We start from the raw sequence: 18,034 nt of genomic DNA, 5'->3' as shown, positions 1-18,034 counted from the left end.
CACTCCCTTTCAGAGAATTTCCAACGACGGCATCTGCGAGCTGACCTGTGCATTCTTGGCGATTTCAATCGCAACCCGTTCACAGATTTTCAAGAGATGCGGCTTGGCCGTGCTGTCGTCGTCGAAGAGTTTTTGCAGGTGGCCCGCGTCGGCATCGATGCGGATGCGGGAATCGATCGGCAATTCCCCCAAAAACGGAACGTTGTGTTTTTGCGAAGCCTGTTGCGCTCCTCCACGGCCGAAGATGTCGCCCGACATATTTTCGACGATGCCCAGTACGGGAATCTTGACCTTCTCAAACATTTTCAGTGCTTTAATCGCATCGAGCAACGCGACTTGTTGCGGCGTGCAGACGACGACCGCGCCGGCTAAGCCCAACAACTGCGACAACGTCAAAGTGACGTCCCCGGTTCCCGGCGGCAGGTCGATGAACAGGTAATCCAGTTCTCCCCAATCAGTGTCTTTGAGAAACTGCGTAATCGCACCATGCAGCATCGGTCCCCGCCAGATCACGGCTTCTTCGGGGGGCACGAGATAGCCCATCGACATCGTTTTGAGCCCGTCGACGACTACCGGTTCGATGCGGCGCACGGTTTGTCCATCTTCGCCTTGTTTTTCGACCATCGCCGGTTGGCCGCTGGCGCCCAGCATGTGCGGAATACTAGGACCGTAGACATCGGCATCCATCAAGCCCACGCGGGCGCCGAGTGTGTGCAAGCCGTACGCCAGCGATGCCGCCACGGTGCTCTTGCCCACGCCCCCCTTGCCGCTGCCGACGGCAATCACGTTTTTGCAGCGCAATCCAATCGAGCCACCCGAGTCTTTGCCGCTGACTTTCCAGGAGTAGTCGACAGTGACTGGTCCCGCTGCAGGGAATTTTTCCTTGATGGCGGCGGCAATCGCGTCGGTGATGCGTTCCCGTCCTGGATAGGCGGGAGTCGGCAATTCAACCTGGACGTGAATGTCGCCGGCGGATTCGACTGTTGCGCCGGTGAGCATGTGGGCATCCGCGAAGGAACGTCCCAGTTCGGGATCGGTCAAACGACCAGCACAATCGATGATTGCTGCTTCTGTAATCGGTGTATCTGCCATAACTTTGTTTTTCGCCGGTGGCTGCCGTCCGCTCAGCGAAAGTGTTCCTTTATGAAATGTATTGCGAGTGAAATAGCGGTCTGTCGATCGGGCCTCGCCCACAATTTTAGTGAGCCTCGCCCGTCGGCGGAGTTGAATCTTGAAAAACGTTAAATCATGCAGCGCTGACGAAGGAGGGTATCGATTGTGCCTTCTCACCAGCCATGAAGTCTAGAGTCATATTGCCGACACCGATCGACCGTCGCTGGAGGAAGCGGCGGTGCGGCACTGCTCAAGATAGAGTTGGCACAGGTGGGCCAATCCGCTGCCGCCAATCTTCTCCTCGACAAAATGATCGGCTCCCAGTTCTCGGGCCACCCATTCTAGTTCGCGGGTTTGCGTCGAGCTGATGAGCAAAGTACGTACAGACAACTTGGCTTGTTGTGCCTGGGCAACAAACCGCAGGCAATCGCCCGCTCCAGCCTGCAAATCCATCACCAACAAGCATTCCCGGTCCGTTGTCAACAATCGGCCGATCTCCGCAATAGAGCGTACGGCGCGAGAGACCACCCCGCTACCGAGAAAATGCCGCTTGAGTTCCGGCCCCCAACGAGGAGTCTTTTCATAGATCAGTAGATGCGGGGCGAACATGCGACTCACATTTGTCCGGAAAACACGGCGATTTCTCGCATTTTAACGATAATCTCGCGGTTTATTGTAGGGAGGACTCGCGCTAGAGACAACAATACGGTTCCAGGGACTACAATGGGACCGACTCATGAAATAATTCCTTGGAGCGGGACGTCCATGGTGGCGATGCGGCTTGTGATGTTCATACAATCTTAACGAATTCTTCATACTCTGGCCGCAATTGACAACTAAATTGCCACCAAATTCGCTCCCCGATTTGAATCCGGGAATAACCCGCAACGACGGATTACGTGAGACATGCCCCTCGACATTCTCTTTGCTGCTACCGGCGGAACTGCCGAAACCGAGCTGACTTCCATTGATCTCGCGACCTTGACTCAGCTGATTTTTGGAGCAGTGGGTGGCTTGGGGCTGTTTTTACTGGGCATGAAAAACATGTCCGAGGGCATGCAGGCAGTTGCTGGGAGCGGCTTGCGGCGCATGATCAGCGCCGTGACCGACAACCGCTATTTGGCCACCATTGTCGGCGTTGTCGTCACTTGTTTTGTGCAATCCAGCTCGGTGACAACCGTAATGGTCGTCGGTTTCGTCAACGGCAGTTTGATGACACTCAGCCAGGCCATCGGCGTGATCATGGGGGCCAACATCGGCACGACAATCACTGGATGGATTCTGGTCTTGAAAATCGGCAAATATGGTCTGCCCATGCTAGGGCTGGCCGCCTTCGTTTATCTATTCAGCAAAAACGATCGCTTGCGTTATCTCGCCATGACGTTCATGGGCGTCGGCATGGTCTTTTTCGGACTGGAGTTGATGAAAGACTCCTGTGCGTTGATCAAGGATTTGCCCGCTTTCGAAGCGGCTATTCATCGCTTCACTGCAGACAGCGCCATGGGGGTTGCCCAATGCCTGTTGGTTGGTTGCATTTTGACCGTCCTCGTACAATCCTCGTCAGCCACTTTGGGGATCACGATTGCCGCGGCGACGCAGGGATTGATCAATTACGAAACGGCAGCAGCGCTCGTTTTGGGCGAAAACATCGGCACAACCATCACGGCGCTGCTCGCCTCGATCGGGGCGACGACGAACGCCCGTCGTGCTGCTTATTTTCACGTGCTGTTTAACATGGTGGGCGTCTTGTGGATCTCGATCATCTTTTTTCAATATGTGCGTTTTATCCCCTGGCTCACTTTTGATTTCCTACCGCGCACCAGTGCGTTTTTAACGGGCAGTCAATTCGTTCCCCCGGAAAAAGCGATTCCGAATGTGGCGCTGGCCATTGCCGCCACGCATACGGTGTTCAATCTCGCCAATACGTTGGTCTTTCTTCCCTTTGGGGGACGGTTTGCCAAAACCATGAAATGGCTCGTCCCCGACACGGGTGTGAAAGAGACGCCGCATCTGACGAACCTGGACATCCGCATGCTGGAAACCCCCGTCATTGGGATCGAGCAATCACGTGGCGAAATCATTCATATGGGTGAAGGCTGCGAAAAAATGATGGCTTGGCTCAAGGAGCTCACCCATCAGGACACACCGGACGAGCAACTCAAACACAAGCTGTTTCACCGTGAAGAGGTTCTCGACTCGATTCAGGACGAGGTCGTGGTTTTCATGACCAACTTGCTGTCGGCCAACGTTCCGCACGAGATCATCGAGGAAGGCCGTCAGCAGTTAAGGATGGCGGACGAATTGGAATCGATCAGTGACTACATTCGCAGTATCCTGAAATTCGATCTCAAGTTGCGACAGCAAGGACACCGCTTTGATGCGAAGCATCGTGCCGATCTCGATCGATTGCACGAGGAAGCCGAGGCGTTTCTCAAGTTCATCGTTGAATCGTTCAAGTCTCGGCAAGGCGATGTGATGCCCGAAGCGCAACGGCGAGCGTCGGAAATCAAACGTCTCGCTAAAAAGTTGCGGAAGCAACACGTCGAATGGCTGTCGCACGAAAAAGTCCCACCGTTTGTCAGTGTCGCCTTTACGTCGACGCTGAATTCGTACGTCCGCGTGCGGGACCACGCGTTGAATGTCGCCGAAGCCCTTTCCGGCGAAAAGTAGCCTACGCGCTGGCATTCCATCCGCCCAAGGATACACCCGCCGCTGCGCTGTCGATCCGTACCCTGCCGCACCGCGCGGCCCGTCGTCGACTGAGCCCAGGTCAACATACGCTAGCACTCGACGCCCCCCGAACGACCACGGATTTGCGTTCCCCGCGGCGCAGGGCATCTTTGCAATTTCTTCACAACTTTATGCTACTCTCCGCAGCGCAAGGCTCTCCCAGCGGATACCGAGGACACCATGAATCACGTCTTCATGCGACTGATGGTCGCGATAACCTTTGTCGCAGGAATCGTCGCGATTTCGGGATGTGGAAATCGTGACAGTAGCCGTGCGAGTGCCGTGAGCATCAACGGTTCGAGCACGGTGGCTCCGATTACGATCGCCGTTGCCGAAGAGTTTCTCAAAGACAATCCTGACGTGCAGGTCAGTGTGGGGACCTCCGGCACCGGAGCCGGGTTTAAGAAGTTCGGCTCGGGCGAGATTGATATCTGCGATGCATCGCGAGTCATTAAGGAGACGGAACGCGCGATCTGCGAAAAAGCGGGAATCGAATTTGTGACGTTGGAAGTCGCCTACGACGGTCTAGCAATCGTCGCGCATCCTGAAGCCGATTGGTTTGATTGCTTGACCTTGGAACAATTGAAAGACATCTGGAAGCCGGAAAGCTCCGTCAAAAAATGGAGCGACATCAATCCCGCTTGGCCGGCTGAAGAAATCAAACTGTACGGACCGGGTACCGACTCTGGGACATTCGACTATTTCACAGAAGTGATCGTCGGCCAAGAAAAAGCCAGCCGGGCTGATTATACCGCGAGCGAAGACGACAACGTTTTGGTACGGGGGGTGACAGCCGACAAGTATGCCTTGGGGTATTTCGGCTACGCCTATTACGCGGAAAACCGCGATTCCTTAAAGCTGATTGGTGTGGATAGCGGTAAGGGTTGCGTTCAACCTTCGACCGAAACCGTGCGAAACGGCAGCTACGAACCGTTGTCCCGGCCGTTGCTGTTGTACATCAAAACAGCATCGCTCAAGCAACCGCCTACGGCGGCTTTTATACAATTCTACTTAAAACACGCTGCTCAACTTGTTGAAGAGGTCGGTTACGTGCCGGTTTCAGAAGAGCAACATCAAAAAAATGTCGAACTGGTCGAACAGGTCATCGCGGGCACGACCACGGAACCCACACCGGGATCGACGACGGACGATTGAGATGATCGGAGAGACATTGTCTGCAACGGCCAAGGTTTCCAGCCCTGAAAAACGCGAGAGATCCTTCGTCGGCACGCCCGGAAAATCGGATTGGATGCGCCGTTTCTCCGAACAATTGGTGCATGCGGCACTCTCCTTCTGCGCAGCAGTCAGCGTGGCGACGACGTTGGGGATCGTCTTTGTATTGGTCTTTGAGTCGAGTGGTTTTTTCGCGGAAGTCTCACTCAAAGAATTTTTGACATCAACGCGTTGGACGCCGCTACTGAAGCCGCAGCACTTCGGCGTACTGCCCTTGGTGTGCGGTACGCTGTTAGTTGCATGTGGCTCGGCGCTGGTCGCACTGCCTGTCGGATTGTCTACGGCGATTTACCTCAGCGAATATGCGTCACCGCGGTTTCGGGAGATCGTCAAACCGATGTTGGAGATCCTGGCGGGGATTCCCTCAGTGGTCTACGGTTATATCGCCGTAATTTTCATCTCTCCGCTGATCCGCACCATCTTCCCGGATGCCGACGTATTCAACGCGGCATCGGCCAGCATCGTGGTGGGCATCATGATTTTGCCGATCATTATTTCACTCAGCGAAGATGTGTTGCGCAGCGTACCCGGTTCGCTACGTGAGGCGGCGTTTGCGTTGGGAGCCACGAAGTTCGATACGATCACGCGGGTGGTTGTTCCGGCCGCGCTCTCAGGGATTGTCGCCTCGTTTTTGTTGGCAATTTCTCGCGCGATTGGGGAGACCATGGCGGTCACGCTCGCCGCGGGCGCTACCCCCAAGTTGACACTCAATCCGCTGGAAAGCATTCAGACGATGACGGGATACATCGCGCAGGTCAGCATGGGAGATACGCCGCACGGTTCGACGGAATACTACACGGTATTTGCTGTGGGCTTGTTGTTGTTTGCGATGACGTTGTTGATGAACATCGTCTCGCAATGGATGCTCAGTAAAATGCGAGAGAAGTACGAATGAGTTACGTAGGGTCGCCCAACCGGCGGCAGCGCAACAAACGCCGCATTGACCAGCTCTTCAAATGTGCCTGTTTGGCGGCGACATTGGTCTGCGCAGCCACGTTGATCGCCCTGTTAACAGCGATTCTATGGCGGGGAGCTTCGTGGGTCAGTTTTGACTTTCTCGTGGACGGCCCTTCGCGATTTCCAGAACAAGCCGGAATTCGAACCGCGCTGTTCGGCAGTTTGTGGCTGATCACCTTAACCGGTTTGATTTCCGTTCCGTTGGGAGTCGGGGCGGCGATTTATCTCGAAGAATACGCCCGCGACGGCATCTGGCGAAAAATCGTGCAAACCAATGTTTCAAATCTGGCAGGCGTGCCGTCAATCGTGTACGGCATCCTGGGTTTGGGGCTATTCGTCCGCACAATGGAATTGGGCAGAAGCGTGATTGCCGGGGCATTGACCATGTCGCTGTTGGTGTTGCCGGTGGTGATTATCGCTGCCCAAGAGTCGCTGAGGGCCGTTCCCGGTTCGATTCGACATGCCTCCCTGGCATTGGGGGCAACACGGTGGCAAACGGTGCGTCATCAAGTGCTGCCAGCAGCGCTGCCGGGAATCATGACCGGAGTCATCCTGGCTTTATCACGCGCCTTGGGCGAGGCGGCTCCGCTGTTGGCAGTGGGGGCGATGACGTTCATTCCCTTTTCGCCGACCAGCCCCATGGACGAATTCACAGTTATGCCGATTCAAGTTTTCAACTGGACATCGTTGCCGCGCGCGGAGTTTCAGAATGTGGCTGCAGCCGGGATTATTGTGTTGTTAACGGTCCTGTTGTGCATGAACGCGTTGGCTGTGGCTGTACGTTACCGGCAAGGCAAAAAGAATTTCCGATAGACCCAACATCTGGATCAGCGAAAGTCAGGCCATCATGACATCCAATATTCATTCTACGGTCGATCACGAACCGACTGCGCGCTCGCAGTCGGCAGTCGGCTCCGACCCCTTGGGTCAGGACGCGTGTGCCAATGCCTCCCAAACCACGGTGAACGATGTGGCGGCAAAAATTGAAGTGCGGGATCTTGATTTTCATTACGGCGCCGTTCGAGCTTTGTCGAATGTTTCGATCCAAATTCCCCCGCGTCGCGTGACGGCCCTCATTGGTCCCAGTGGCTGCGGTAAGTCGACTTTTTTAAGGTCGATCAACCGCATGAATGACTTGATCGATGACACGCGTTTGGAAGGTACGATTCTTGTCGATCAACAAGACATCTATGCCCCCGGCACCGATGTGGTGGAGTTGCGCAAACAAGTCGGCATGGTTTTTCAAAAATCCAATCCGTTTCCGAAGTCCATTTTTGACAATGTGGCTTATGGGCCGCGCGTAGCCGGGACGCGTCACCGCCCGGCCCTGAATGAAATTGTCGAACGCTCGCTGGCCCAGGCGGCGTTGTGGGATGAAGTCAAGGATCGTCTGGACGAGTCGGCGTTGAAACTTTCCGGCGGCCAACAACAGAGGCTGTGTATTGCCCGCGCGCTGGCCACCAATCCCGACGTGCTGCTGATGGACGAACCCGCCTCGGCGCTCGATCCCGCCTCGACGGCGCGGATTGAGGACTTGATCTTCGAGTTGAAAGAGCACTTCACGATCGTGATCGTGACGCACAACATGCAACAAGCGGCTCGCGTCTCGGATCTGACGGCCTTTTTCTTCAACGGCGAATTGCTGGAGACCGGCGTCACGGCCGATATGTTCACAGCCCCCAAAACGCAAAAGACCGCCGATTATATCAACGGTCGATTCGGTTAGGGCGTTCGCCGTCATTTCAGACAGCGCAGGCCTCTCAATACCGACTGCACATCAGCTCCGCTGACGACGCAAGCAAAACGCTCAACGCGTCCCCAATTCCGCTTGGTTTTGGGAGAGTCATGCTCGATGCGGCAGGTCCCTGAAGTGGGGATTGTGCAAAAAACGTTGCGCCGTAGCTATCTTAAGCAGGCGAAAGGCGATTCTACCTACTCCGGCCGGCTATTCGCGGTAGAATACTCCGGTGCCGCGGTGTTACGGGCTGACGATTTGTTGTGAATAGTCGCCCCCGTTTCTCGTAGAAAGAGTATGGGTTTCATCGCGCCGCACGAGTCCATTCCAACACAACCGTTACAATGTGTCGAAACCGCAGTGGAGTATCGTTATGCCGCAGGCCGTTGTTGATCCGGGTGAACTGAGACAATTTGCACAGACCTTGAAGAAATTCAATGTGGAACTGGTCGATCGCGCCTCCGGGATTTCCGGGCAACTCGACGCCCTCGGTGCCAGTTGGCGGGACCAGGAAAACATCAAATTCACCGAAGAGTTCAAACAGCACCTCACATTTTTGCTCCGCTTTGTCGAAGCCAACGAACAACACATCCCCTATCTGATGCGCAAAGCGGAACGGATTGAGGAATACTTGCAACAACGTTGACGACCTATTGGAAAAGGGTGCCACTGCTGGCTTGTCCAGCAGTGCTTTTTGGTCACTCAGCTTGCCCTGGCGGACAAGCCGCCAGTGGCACCCGACCCTCGTATGTTTTTGGTTTTCCAACCGGCTTTAAATGACAGCGCTGCCACGATCCATTGCCCCTATCCACCGAAATTTTATTTGCCGTTATGACAACACCTGCCCATGTGACATCGATTGAAGCCCTGCACGCTTTCCGCGGAGCGCTGATTCGTTTTGCGGACGAGGCGACCTCAGCGGTCGATTCGTTACGGCAAGAGGTCTTGCGGACGATGGAATGGATTGAACATGACCGACCGGGGTATTGGAAACAGCAGGTCAAGCGAAACTTCGACGGTGTGGCCCAAGCCCGTACGCAATTGGAAATTGCCCAGATGCGCACGTATGAAGGCCAAGGCCCCGCTTGTATCGAAGAACGAAAACGGCTGGCCAACGCCAAGGCGCGCTTGCAATTCGCACAGGATCAAATTCAAGTCGTGCGACATTGGACAATCAAACTGCAACGCGAATCGGATGATTTTCGCGGACGGAACGGCCATCTGGAAGGCATCCTCAAACGAGAATTGCCAATGGCGATCGGCAAGTTGCAGAGGATGGTTGAATCACTCGATCGCTATGCCGAACGTCTACCGCGACAAGACGCGACGGAGAGTTCCGCAACGGAGCCTGACAAAGAAACAAAACCGGCAGCGCCCGGGCCGGCAACAACAGAATGACGGGGAGAGAACATCATGCGTGCAGGAGACGTCAGTAGCGGAGCGGCACAGTTGGCCAAAGCGGCCGAACGGTTGGAAGCCGCGTGGCTGGAGACGCGCGAACATTGGAACGACGCGAACAGCCTTGCCTTTGAACAAACCGAATTAATGCCGCTGATGCACGCTGTGAAATTAACGATTGAGTCGACGCAGTTATACGGATCGGTGGTGCGGAAAGCTCAAAATGCCTGCAATGCCGAGGCCCATGATTGATTCTGTGAGTGTCACCCTCGGAGCGCGATCATCGCTCCGCCATGACTTTTCGGTCACATAATACGTTTGCGTTGCTCGCCTGGAAAAAGGAAGTCTTTTATGTCGAACGAGGATCCGACAACTGTTGAGCGGCGGTTGGTTACTGAATTGCATGACCAACTCAATTCGAGGAATCGCCGTTGGCGAAGCGCGGCAGAACAACACAGCAGCGCGCTACAAGCCGCCGAAGAACTCTATGCCGATGGCCTCACTGCGCTGAACGAAGAGTTGTCCTCCGCACAGGGTGTGATTGAAAATGAACATACCGTTGCAGCCGCGGACGTGGAGGCGCAATACAACACCGAAGCAGGCGCAGCCCGCCAACACCACACCGCGCGAACGGCCGAAATCAACCGGACATATGACCGAGCCGTCGCCGTCTCAAAAAAGACGTACGATGACACGGCTTGGATGGTCTCGTCGGTGCTGGATGACGATTCCGGCGATAGCCCCAAACGCAAGCTGGAAGAGTTGACGCACACGCTGCAAAACAGCCGCGAACACTTGATCGAAAACGTCGAAGCTCTCGCCGACGACATTGAGACAGCCAAAGATATTTTGCAACAACGACGGCAACGGCATGAGAGTCTGCTTCCCGAAGTGGACCCCGTCCCCACCGAACCGGACGCGGCCTACGAATGCTGTGAGAAGGCGACCAAACGGGGCCGAGCGCAATTATTAAAATTGCGGCGGGATGTGCCCTCACAATTATTAACCGGATGGCGCCCGGCTGTTTTGTTCGTTGTGTCCAGCGCGGCGTGCTTTCTATTGGCATTCCTACTTTTACCACCAACATTAATCGGCGCGGGGGTTCAACAATCCAGTCTCGCATGGATCGCCACAACTGCAGGCAGCGCCGCAGGGTTGACCGTCGTCGCAATGGTGATTTTGTATGCCGTTGCCGCCAGTCGCTGCGAATCAGCGATCCAGGAAATGGAAGACGCCTTTGCCACGGCGGAATTGTCGCTGCACAACTGGCGGTCGTGGTCGGACCAGGAACTGCGCAAGAAACAACGGCGGTTTCAACAATGGCATGACTCGCGGATCGAACAGCGCGACCGCACCGTCGCACAGGCCACTGAAAAACATGAAGCCAACGTGGCCCATGCCGCACGGCAACGACAAGCGGACCAGGAACGACTCGATGGCGAATTTGCCGCACAAATTGAGGGGATGGAACAACAACGCATTTCCCAAATGGAACGGATCAACTCCCGCCGGCAAGCCGCACTGGCGAGCTTAGCCCGTCGCACACAACAGGATCCTGAGACGATTCGGTCAGTGTACGAAACGTCTCGACAACAGGCCGAACAGACGTACACAACCGAGACGGCTGACATCGTCGCCAGCTGGAACCAGTTTTGGACCGATTGCGTTTCCACACAGCAAGACCTTGTCCAGCGTGCGGCCGCCTGCGCTTTGTCTGAAGATGCCCTACAAAGCGATTCCTGGCAACTGCCGGAGCACGTTCCGGAGGGAATTCGGTTTGGGAACTTTGATGTCGATATCAGTGCCGATGCGGCGGTGGTGGAGGATGAACGGGTGGCCCCGGCTGCTCCCTTGGAGTTCCCGGTTCTGCTTCCCTTCGCCAGCGGACCGTCATTGTTTTTACAGGCCGACGGCGCCGGACGCCGCGCAACCAACGACACGCTGCGGGCTGTGATGCTGCGGATTTTAACATCACTTCCGGCCGGCAAGGTGCGGTTTACCATCATCGATCCGGTGGGATTGGGCGAGCAGTTTTCATCGTTCATGCATCTGGCCGATTACGACGAATTGCTAATCAATAGCCGGATTTGGACCGAAGGTTCGCACATCGAGCAACGGCTGGCCGATTTGACTGAACATATGGAAAACGTTTTCCAAACCTACCTGCGGAATGAATACAAATCGATCGAGGAATACAACGAGTTCGCCGGTGAAGTCGCCGAGCCGTACCACTTTCTGGTCGTCGCCGACTTTCCAGCCAACATCGGCGATGTCGCCGCGCGACGGCTCATCAGCATCGTCAATAGCGGCGCTCGCTGCGGCGTGAATACCTTAATGAGTTACGACTCCTCACGGCCGTTGCCACACGGAACTGAACTCGAAGATTTTGTCGGCAGCGCAACCCATCTGGTTTGGCACGATGATCACTTTGAATTTGTGGGGGAAGAACTGGCCGGCAACGCCTTAAAACTCGACGCTCCCCCCGAATCGGCCCAGTTCACACAGATCGTTCGCTGGGCAGGAGACCTCTCCAAAAACGCACGTCGCGTCGAAGTCCCCTTTGACAGGATCGCTCCGGCCGAGACCGACATGTGGCAACACGATAGCCGCACCGGGATCGACGTTCCATTGGGACGCGCGGGGGCAACGAGCCTGCAACATCTGCGGCTCGGGCGTGGCACGTCGCAACACGTATTGGTCGCAGGAAAAACCGGTTCGGGAAAATCGACCTTCCTCCACGCACTGATCACCAATACAGCGCTGCACTACGGCCCGGATGAGGTCGAATTCTACTTGGTCGATTTCAAAAAGGGTGTCGAATTCAAAGCGTACGCTTCCGGCCATCTGCCGCACGCCCGCGTGATTGCGATCGAAAGTGATCGTGAATTTGGTGTCAGCGTCTTGCAACGCCTTGATGCCGTACTCACCGAACGTGGTGAATTGTTCCGCGCCCACGGGGTGCAGGATGTGGAGATGTTCCGCAATGCCCTGCCCGACGAACGTATGCCTCGCATTATGCTACTGGTCGACGAATTCCAAGAGTTCTTCACCGAAGACGACAAGCTGTCGCAAAACGCGTCGTTGTTGCTGGACCGACTAGTGCGGCAAGGGCGGGCGTTTGGGATTCACGTTTTGCTCGGCTCCCAGTCATTGGGAGGCGCGTATTCCTTGGCACGCAGCACCCTGGGCCAAGTCGCGGTGCGGATCGCGCTGCAATGTAGCGAAGCGGATGCGCATTTGATTCTCAGTGAAGACAACACGGCCGCGCGGTTGCTCACGCGACCGGGCGAAGCGATCTATAACGACGCCAATGGATTGCTGGACGGCAATCATCCCTTCCAGATCGCTTGGCTAAACGACGAACAACGCTCCGAAAAACTGCGGCGGATGTACAATGCGACCCTACGCGGCGGCCTGACACAGCAACCGCCTGTGGTGTTTGAAGGCAATATCCCCTCGGATCCGCAGAATAACTCTGAAATCAACGAACTCATCAGCGCCTTTCCGCCATCAACCCCACCAACGCGCGGCCGCGTGTGGTTGGGCGAACCGGTGGAACTCAAAGCCGCCTCAGCGGTCGAGTTTCCCCAACAAGCGGGAAGCAATTTGCTGATTACCGGACAGAGCATCGATTCCGCACTGGGTATCATGACCTCGTGTCTGAGCAGCCTGGGCTATCAATACCCGCCGCCCGACGAAGCGGACCAGTCCGCTGTGCAATTCCACGTTCTCGATGCGCTCGCTAGCGAACATGGTTCACTGGACATGTGGAAGCAGGCGGTCGGCCCCACCCGTCACAATGTCGACGTCGGGGGACCGGATGCGGTGGAGCGGATGGTCGATGAACTGGTGGCCGTGGTCGATCGCCGCCTGGAATCGCCGCACGAACCGGCGCCGCCGATTTATTTCTTCGCGGTCAATCTCTCCGGCTTCCGTGAATTGCGCAAGGACGACGACGATTTCGGCTCGTGGGGTGGCAGTGACGATAAGCCGCCGTCAGCCAGCAAGCAATTTGCCAAGATCCTCACCGATGGGCCGACGGTCGGCGTACACGTCTTGATGTGGTGTGATTCCTACAACAACGTCAGTCGTTGGCTGGGAAACAAACTGCTCAAGGAAATCGAAATCCGCGTCTGTTTCCGCATGAACGCCAACGACTCCAGTCAAATCATCGACACGCCCGCCGCCGGTCGTTTGGGACCGAATCGTGCATTGCTCTACCACGATTCGACTGGCGAAACCGAAAAGTTCCGGCCGTACGGTGTGCTCTTGGAGCCGGCGCCATTGCCGACAACAACGGCAAAGGTTCCCCAAAAGGGCAAAGACGAACCGGGGGGCAACTGGAATAGCCTGGAAATGTTTTCGGTGAATTGATCACCCACGTCGCATCCACAACTATCCGCGACCGCGGCAGGCATTCCACATGTCAAGAATCCGTGGCAACACGGGATCCAGCGCCGCATCCCAGTCCGGCGGCACGTCGAGCATCGCGCCGGCGAAACGTTCGGGCAATTGATCGGCCCGTTCGACAGCTGCGAGGAGTCCGGCCACGATATCTTCAACGCGTGGCTCGACCGGAAGCAGGTTGGTAGAGATAGCACGCAACCGCGCCGCCGTTTTCACAGCAAACGTATTCGTCACCACCGTGGCCCCACAAGCAGCCATCTCCAACGGCGGATAGCTGGTGTGCGGGGAGAGCATGAGCGACAACCCCACGTCGGCCGATTGCAACAAACGGGCATACGATTCGTAGTCGCGCCAAGGATGTGACTTGATCAGCACGCCCCCTCCCAAATCGGCCGTGGGCATCTCGTCGCCGCCGATGAATCCCAATTCCCACTCCGCAGCAGGAAACGCGCCACGCGCCGCCGCTTGCTTGAGCGCAACCAAACCCAGCTCGAACAAATTCCGCGGCGCTTGGGGCCGCGCATAAAATAGCAATTGTTTTTTTCGGCGGGCCATCGCATCAAAACGTGGTGCGAATCGCTGGGGATCCACGGCTGGTTCAAACGTGGCGCAGCTGTCGAGAAATCCCGGTTCACAGAATCGTCCCACCCGTTCACTGGCCAGAAAGTCGGCCAATAACCGACCGCAAATGATTCCCTGGAAGTCGAGGCCGTAGGTCTCCAGGGCCAGCGCCTGCTTGGTCGACCAAGCATACATCGCCGGTTCAAAGTCTTGGATCAAGTACAAAAACCGCTGCGACCGCAACCGGGGTTGGATCTCCTTGATCATCTGCGCCGTCCACCAAGCGGTCCCGCACAGGACGTCGTCGGCGCCCAGCACCAGTGCGCGGCCGCGATTGCGCCCGCTGATAAATTGGACATCGTCGACCGTCTCGTCGATTCCACTGACCGCGCGCAGATGTGCGTGGAGGAATGATGTGTCGCTATCCAGTTCTTGATCGGTGGCAATGTAGCGCACCGGCACGCCACGGGCCGCCAGACGGTACGTCAGGTTCAACGCCGTATTCGGGCCGCCGGTGAGGTCCTGTTTGCGAAGGCTGGGCAGCAGGACGTTCAGCGTGGGAGCCAGACCGGTGCGTATCTCGACGTTGAGCGGCCAAACATCCTGCAAACGCTCCTCGACGGCCACGCGTCCGGTTGTCGAGTTTGACCACTGCTGCGGTTGATGTTTGCTTCGCGCGAAGTAGCGTTCCACATCAGCAAACAGCGCCGTTGGCGATCGCCAAACGTGCCGCAGCACATCGCGTCCCGTGCGGATCAATCGCTTTGCGCGGGAATGCGTGGACGGCGGTTGTACCGATTCGCTCGGGGCATCAGTGCTGAAGTCCGCGATTGCCGGGCGATCAGCTGTAGACACTTCCTGGCCGCGGAGTGCATACAAGTCGGCCAATTCGCGACGCGACTCAGCAATCCGCGCCTCGATCTCAGCAGCCCGTTGATTCCCATCCGGGGCGGGGCGATTCGGCACTCCGACAGACATTCGCAGGCTCCCTCCTGGATACGAACGATAAAATTACGGCCCCCCAAATCGGGATGACCGAATATTTTTTTATATAGCGCTGTCGTTCTATGCCATCAACGCGGCTTGTCTAACGTCACTTCTAAGGTCTTTTTATCTTTTCCACGAAGCACCGTGACGGCGATCGTATCACCCGCTTTGTATTTCCGCAGCGCCAAGTCAAAGTCGCTGAGGTTGCCGATCTTTTTCTTGTCGATGGCGACAATCACATCCCCTGATTTCAACCCCGCCTTGTCCGCCGGACTATCGGGGCTGACCCCCATCAACGGGTAGCCGGGTGTCTCTTGTCCGAAATCGGGAATGCTGCCGAAATAGGGTCGATTGCCGCCGCGATTGCCAGTCGTTGAGGATTTGACCGCCACGTATTTGGGACGATCTGCCGTCTTGGCTGTGTCCATCACCGTGCGTTCCATCATATCCACCACGCGGCGCATGCCGACGGAATTGATCTTTTCCCAATCATCGCCCGGACGGTGGTAGTCGCTGTGTGTGCCGGTGAAGAAGTGCAGCACGGGAATTTTCTTGCCATAAAACGAGGATTGATCGCTCGGTCCAAACCCGTCCGGTTTTTTAGTGACGGTGAATCCGTATTCTTTACCCAACTCGTCCAGGAGTCCATTCCAGCGCGGTGCCGTGCCGGTGCCGAAAATGGTCAGCTTGTCATCTTTCAGTCGCCCTACCATATCCATGTTGATCATGGCGACCGTATTGTCGAGCGGAAAGATGGGTTCTTTGACGTAGTGCGCCGATCCCAACAGCCCCAACTCCTCGGCTGTAAAGGCGATAAAGACCAGCCGCCGCGGTGGTTTCTCGTCACGAGCAGCAAATCGCCGCGCAAGTTCGATCAACGCCACTGTGCCGGAGGCATTGTCATCGGCTCCGTTGTGAATCTCGTTCGATCCCGGGGAAAGCGAACCTTCGCCGCCGCGTCCTACGTGGTCATAGTGTGCCCCGATGACCACGGTTTCATTGGCCAACGGCCCTTCTCCCTCCAGCACGCCAATGATGTTTTTCACTTCCGCTTTCACGCGCTCGATCGACACTTCGCCGGAAGCCCGCCATCCGTCCAAGACTTGGCTGCGAGGCTTGAGGTCTTTGTCGATTTCTTTTTCCAAAGCGGCCAAATCGGTTCCGCTGGTCTTTAAGATCTGATCGCACACGTCGCGCGTGATTTGCATCAAGGGAATCGCATGCTGTTCGGTGTTTCCGCCGTAACCATATTTCATCAAGTCGTCAGGCATCCCGGCAACGACATCTGCTTTTCGCTCCGCCAGTGTTTTTACAGCGGTGGAAAGATTCTGCCGAGCCGTCGCCAAGGCTTCGGCCTGCTGGAGATCGACCTCTTCAAACGCAATGGCCGCTTTGATGAGTTTCTCTTTGGCTTTGGCGACGCGTTTTTTGGCACTGTCCAAATCGACTTGGCCGCTGTAGGGATCGTTAACGAACAGCACAGCCGTTGCGCCGGCGCCATAGGCGTTCGCCGCTTTGGTCCGCAGCGCCGCATGCCGCGAAACACCGCCGTGAGGCCCATCGGAAAATTTCCCGTGCGGGTTCCCCTGCTGTGGGTTGCGACGCATGATGATCACAACTTTGCCTTGCACATCGATGTCGGCGAATTCGTTGTATCCCTTGTCGTCAGCTTCAATTCCATAGCCGACAAACGCCAATTCGCCGGAGAACTTACCGCTCCCGCCGAATGACAGCGGCGTAAAGTCTTTGGGGATTTCTAACGTCAGCGTCGCATCATACGGGCCGTTAAACACCAGCGTGTTTGGCGAACTCAGTTTCGAGCCGATCGTCATCTCAAATGTTTGATACGCGCCCCCATCGACGGTATGCACGTCGAGGCCCGCTTGTTCGAATTGCTCTCGAATGAACTCCGCCGCCTTGTCTAACCCGTCTGTCCCAACGCCGCGCCCCTCAAGATCATCCGAAGCCAGATATTTGACCCCGTCTAAGAGGCGACTCTCTAAAGCCGTGGCCGGTTCATCGGCTTGCAGCGGCACTACGATGGCGATGACAAGCAGTGCCATCCAGATCAGTCCACACGTTAGAGCACATTGACGTCGCATCGTTGCCGTTCTCCGAAATGGTACAAATCGCTCACAATAAGATAAGTGTCGCCAGAACTCGTTTCAAAGCCCAGTTGCGCTTCTTCTCAAAACGTGCAGATCAGTGTCCGTGGGACGCGTCCGAGGGTTTTGAAGCTACTTGAAGTATATCGAATCGGTCAAGCCGGGCCTATTGACCGGCCGCTGCCGGTCGGGACTGTACCGTCTTATCTTGTTACTCGGAAATGCTCAAACTGATTTTGACACGTTTTCGGCTTCTCGCTATCCTCCCGCCCCACATTGATTTTCACCCCCTCCACCTGGCAATCCTCCCTCCTCCTGCCGCCTATTTCTCTCACCCCCCCAAGGAATATTACCGTGAATGACGGGCAACATGTCCTCGTCGTGGACGAACTTACGGAGACACAGGAAGTCCTGCAGGCGATTCTGTCGCCACGAGGCCTCACCGTCGACCATTTCCAACGTACTGCCCCGGTCCCGTTCAATCGCATTGAGGAAACTCCTGACGTCGTGGTCATCGATGCCGATTCACTCCCCTCACAACAGGCCGCTTCCGTCCGTTGGCAAGGCATCCCGCAGGTCATTATTGGGTCGGCAACAATCTCGGCGGATCCACGGCCCGCAGCGACGCAACGGCATCTCTCAAAACCGTTCCAGTTTCCTGAGTTGATTCAAGCGGTCGAACAGCTACTCTCAGCCACCCGCCCGGATTGAAAATTTCAGGCAGGACGCTGCATTTTTTGCGACCGACTCCCCAGGCACCGCTTCGCCTTGGTATGATGTGGCCACGGATTTTGTGGTGGCCGTCGAA

General features: G+C 56.3%; 14 protein-coding genes. 10 read left to right on the top strand and 4 right to left on the bottom strand.

Annotated elements, in window-relative coordinates; translation table 11 throughout:
• Positions 1-9: 9 nt before the first annotated feature.
• Positions 10-1,092 (bottom strand): Mrp/NBP35 family ATP-binding protein, encoded by a 1,083-nt coding sequence (locus Mal52_RS02595; RefSeq protein WP_145374120.1) that lies wholly within the window; start codon positions 1,090-1,092, stop codon positions 10-12.
• A gap of 216 nt (positions 1,093-1,308) precedes the next feature.
• Positions 1,309-1,722: a hypothetical protein gene (locus Mal52_RS02590; RefSeq protein ID WP_145374118.1), complete on the bottom strand. Its 414-nt coding sequence runs from the start codon at positions 1,720-1,722 to the stop codon at positions 1,309-1,311.
• Positions 1,723-2,019: 297 nt separating this feature from the next.
• Between Mal52_RS02590 and Mal52_RS02585 the strand changes: the two genes are divergently transcribed.
• The 9 genes from Mal52_RS02585 (at position 2,020) to Mal52_RS02545 (ending at position 13,540) form a co-directional block, all read left to right on the top strand.
• Positions 2,020-3,783, top strand: coding sequence for a Na/Pi cotransporter family protein (locus Mal52_RS02585; protein WP_197534617.1), 1,764 nt, complete (start codon positions 2,020-2,022; stop codon positions 3,781-3,783).
• Positions 3,784-4,023: 240 nt separating this feature from the next.
• A complete protein-coding gene (locus Mal52_RS02580; RefSeq protein WP_197533667.1) occupies positions 4,024-4,998 on the top strand; it encodes a PstS family phosphate ABC transporter substrate-binding protein in 975 nt (324 codons plus the stop codon).
• Position 4,999: 1 nt separating this feature from the next.
• Positions 5,000-5,971, top strand: a complete 972-nt coding sequence (gene pstC / locus Mal52_RS02575) for a phosphate ABC transporter permease subunit PstC (RefSeq protein WP_145374116.1) — start codon at positions 5,000-5,002, stop codon at positions 5,969-5,971.
• Complete coding sequence (pstA, locus tag Mal52_RS02570; protein ID WP_145374114.1) at positions 5,968-6,846, top strand: phosphate ABC transporter permease PstA; 879 nt, start codon at positions 5,968-5,970, stop codon at positions 6,844-6,846. Before pstC ends, pstA begins: the two co-directional genes overlap by 4 nt.
• 34 nt (positions 6,847-6,880) lie before the next feature.
• Entirely contained in the window at positions 6,881-7,759 is an 879-nt protein-coding gene (gene pstB, locus Mal52_RS02565; protein ID WP_145374112.1) for a phosphate ABC transporter ATP-binding protein PstB, read from the top strand.
• A 382-nt stretch (positions 7,760-8,141) separates the two neighbouring features.
• Complete coding sequence (locus Mal52_RS02560; protein ID WP_145374111.1) at positions 8,142-8,414, top strand: WXG100 family type VII secretion target; 273 nt, start codon at positions 8,142-8,144, stop codon at positions 8,412-8,414.
• Positions 8,415-8,599: 185 nt separating this feature from the next.
• The gene (locus tag Mal52_RS02555; RefSeq protein ID WP_145374109.1) at positions 8,600-9,166 is read left to right on the top strand and encodes a hypothetical protein; all 567 of its coding nucleotides are present in this window, start codon (positions 8,600-8,602) and stop codon (positions 9,164-9,166) included.
• Positions 9,167-9,181: 15 nt separating this feature from the next.
• Positions 9,182-9,418, top strand: coding sequence for a hypothetical protein (locus Mal52_RS02550; RefSeq protein WP_145374107.1), 237 nt, complete (start codon positions 9,182-9,184; stop codon positions 9,416-9,418).
• Between the two features lie 99 nt (positions 9,419-9,517).
• Positions 9,518-13,540: an FtsK/SpoIIIE domain-containing protein gene (locus tag Mal52_RS02545; RefSeq protein ID WP_145374105.1), complete on the top strand. Its 4,023-nt coding sequence runs from the start codon at positions 9,518-9,520 to the stop codon at positions 13,538-13,540.
• A 21-nt stretch (positions 13,541-13,561) separates the two neighbouring features.
• Here Mal52_RS02545 and Mal52_RS02540 read toward each other — a convergent pair whose 3' ends face one another.
• Together Mal52_RS02540 and Mal52_RS02535 are read right to left on the bottom strand one after the other, a co-directional pair.
• Positions 13,562-15,112 carry a rhamnosyltransferase WsaF family glycosyltransferase gene (locus Mal52_RS02540; RefSeq protein ID WP_145374103.1) on the bottom strand — a complete coding sequence of 517 codons (1,551 nt, stop codon included), beginning with the start codon at positions 15,110-15,112 and terminating at the stop codon, positions 13,562-13,564.
• A 95-nt stretch (positions 15,113-15,207) separates the two neighbouring features.
• Positions 15,208-17,184, bottom strand: a complete 1,977-nt coding sequence (locus Mal52_RS02535; RefSeq protein ID WP_197534615.1) for a M20/M25/M40 family metallo-hydrolase — start codon at positions 17,182-17,184, stop codon at positions 15,208-15,210.
• Between the two features lie 396 nt (positions 17,185-17,580).
• Between Mal52_RS02535 and Mal52_RS02530 the strand changes: the two genes are divergently transcribed.
• Positions 17,581-17,937, top strand: coding sequence for a DNA-binding transcriptional response regulator (locus Mal52_RS02530; protein ID WP_145374099.1), 357 nt, complete (start codon positions 17,581-17,583; stop codon positions 17,935-17,937).
• Positions 17,938-18,034 lie beyond the last annotated feature (97 nt).

The sequence above is a fragment of the Symmachiella dynata genome, assembly GCF_007747995.1.
GTDB classification, from domain to species: Bacteria; Planctomycetota; Planctomycetia; order Planctomycetales; family Planctomycetaceae; genus Symmachiella; species Symmachiella dynata.
This window is presented reverse-complemented; position numbering and strand designations above follow the sequence as displayed.

Coding starts and splice junctions, on each gene's coding strand:
- pstC (WP_145374116.1), top strand. CDS start 5,000: ATGATCGGAGAGACATTGTCTGCAACGGCCAAGGTTTCCAGCCCTGAA.
- pstB (WP_145374112.1), top strand. CDS start 6,881: ATGACATCCAATATTCATTCTACGGTCGATCACGAACCGACTGCGCGC.
- Mal52_RS02555 (WP_145374109.1), top strand. CDS start 8,600: ATGACAACACCTGCCCATGTGACATCGATTGAAGCCCTGCACGCTTTC.
- Mal52_RS02590 (WP_145374118.1), bottom strand. CDS start 1,722: ATGTTCGCCCCGCATCTACTGATCTATGAAAAGACTCCTCGTTGGGGG.
- Mal52_RS02535 (WP_197534615.1), bottom strand. CDS start 17,184: ATGGCACTGCTTGTCATCGCCATCGTAGTGCCGCTGCAAGCCGATGAA.
- Mal52_RS02580 (WP_197533667.1), top strand. CDS start 4,024: ATGAATCACGTCTTCATGCGACTGATGGTCGCGATAACCTTTGTCGCA.
- Mal52_RS02545 (WP_145374105.1), top strand. CDS start 9,518: ATGTCGAACGAGGATCCGACAACTGTTGAGCGGCGGTTGGTTACTGAA.
- pstA (WP_145374114.1), top strand. CDS start 5,968: ATGAGTTACGTAGGGTCGCCCAACCGGCGGCAGCGCAACAAACGCCGC.
- Mal52_RS02595 (WP_145374120.1), bottom strand. CDS start 1,092: ATGGCAGATACACCGATTACAGAAGCAGCAATCATCGATTGTGCTGGT.
- Mal52_RS02585 (WP_197534617.1), top strand. CDS start 2,020: ATGCCCCTCGACATTCTCTTTGCTGCTACCGGCGGAACTGCCGAAACC.
- Mal52_RS02550 (WP_145374107.1), top strand. CDS start 9,182: ATGCGTGCAGGAGACGTCAGTAGCGGAGCGGCACAGTTGGCCAAAGCG.
- Mal52_RS02560 (WP_145374111.1), top strand. CDS start 8,142: ATGCCGCAGGCCGTTGTTGATCCGGGTGAACTGAGACAATTTGCACAG.
- Mal52_RS02540 (WP_145374103.1), bottom strand. CDS start 15,112: ATGTCTGTCGGAGTGCCGAATCGCCCCGCCCCGGATGGGAATCAACGG.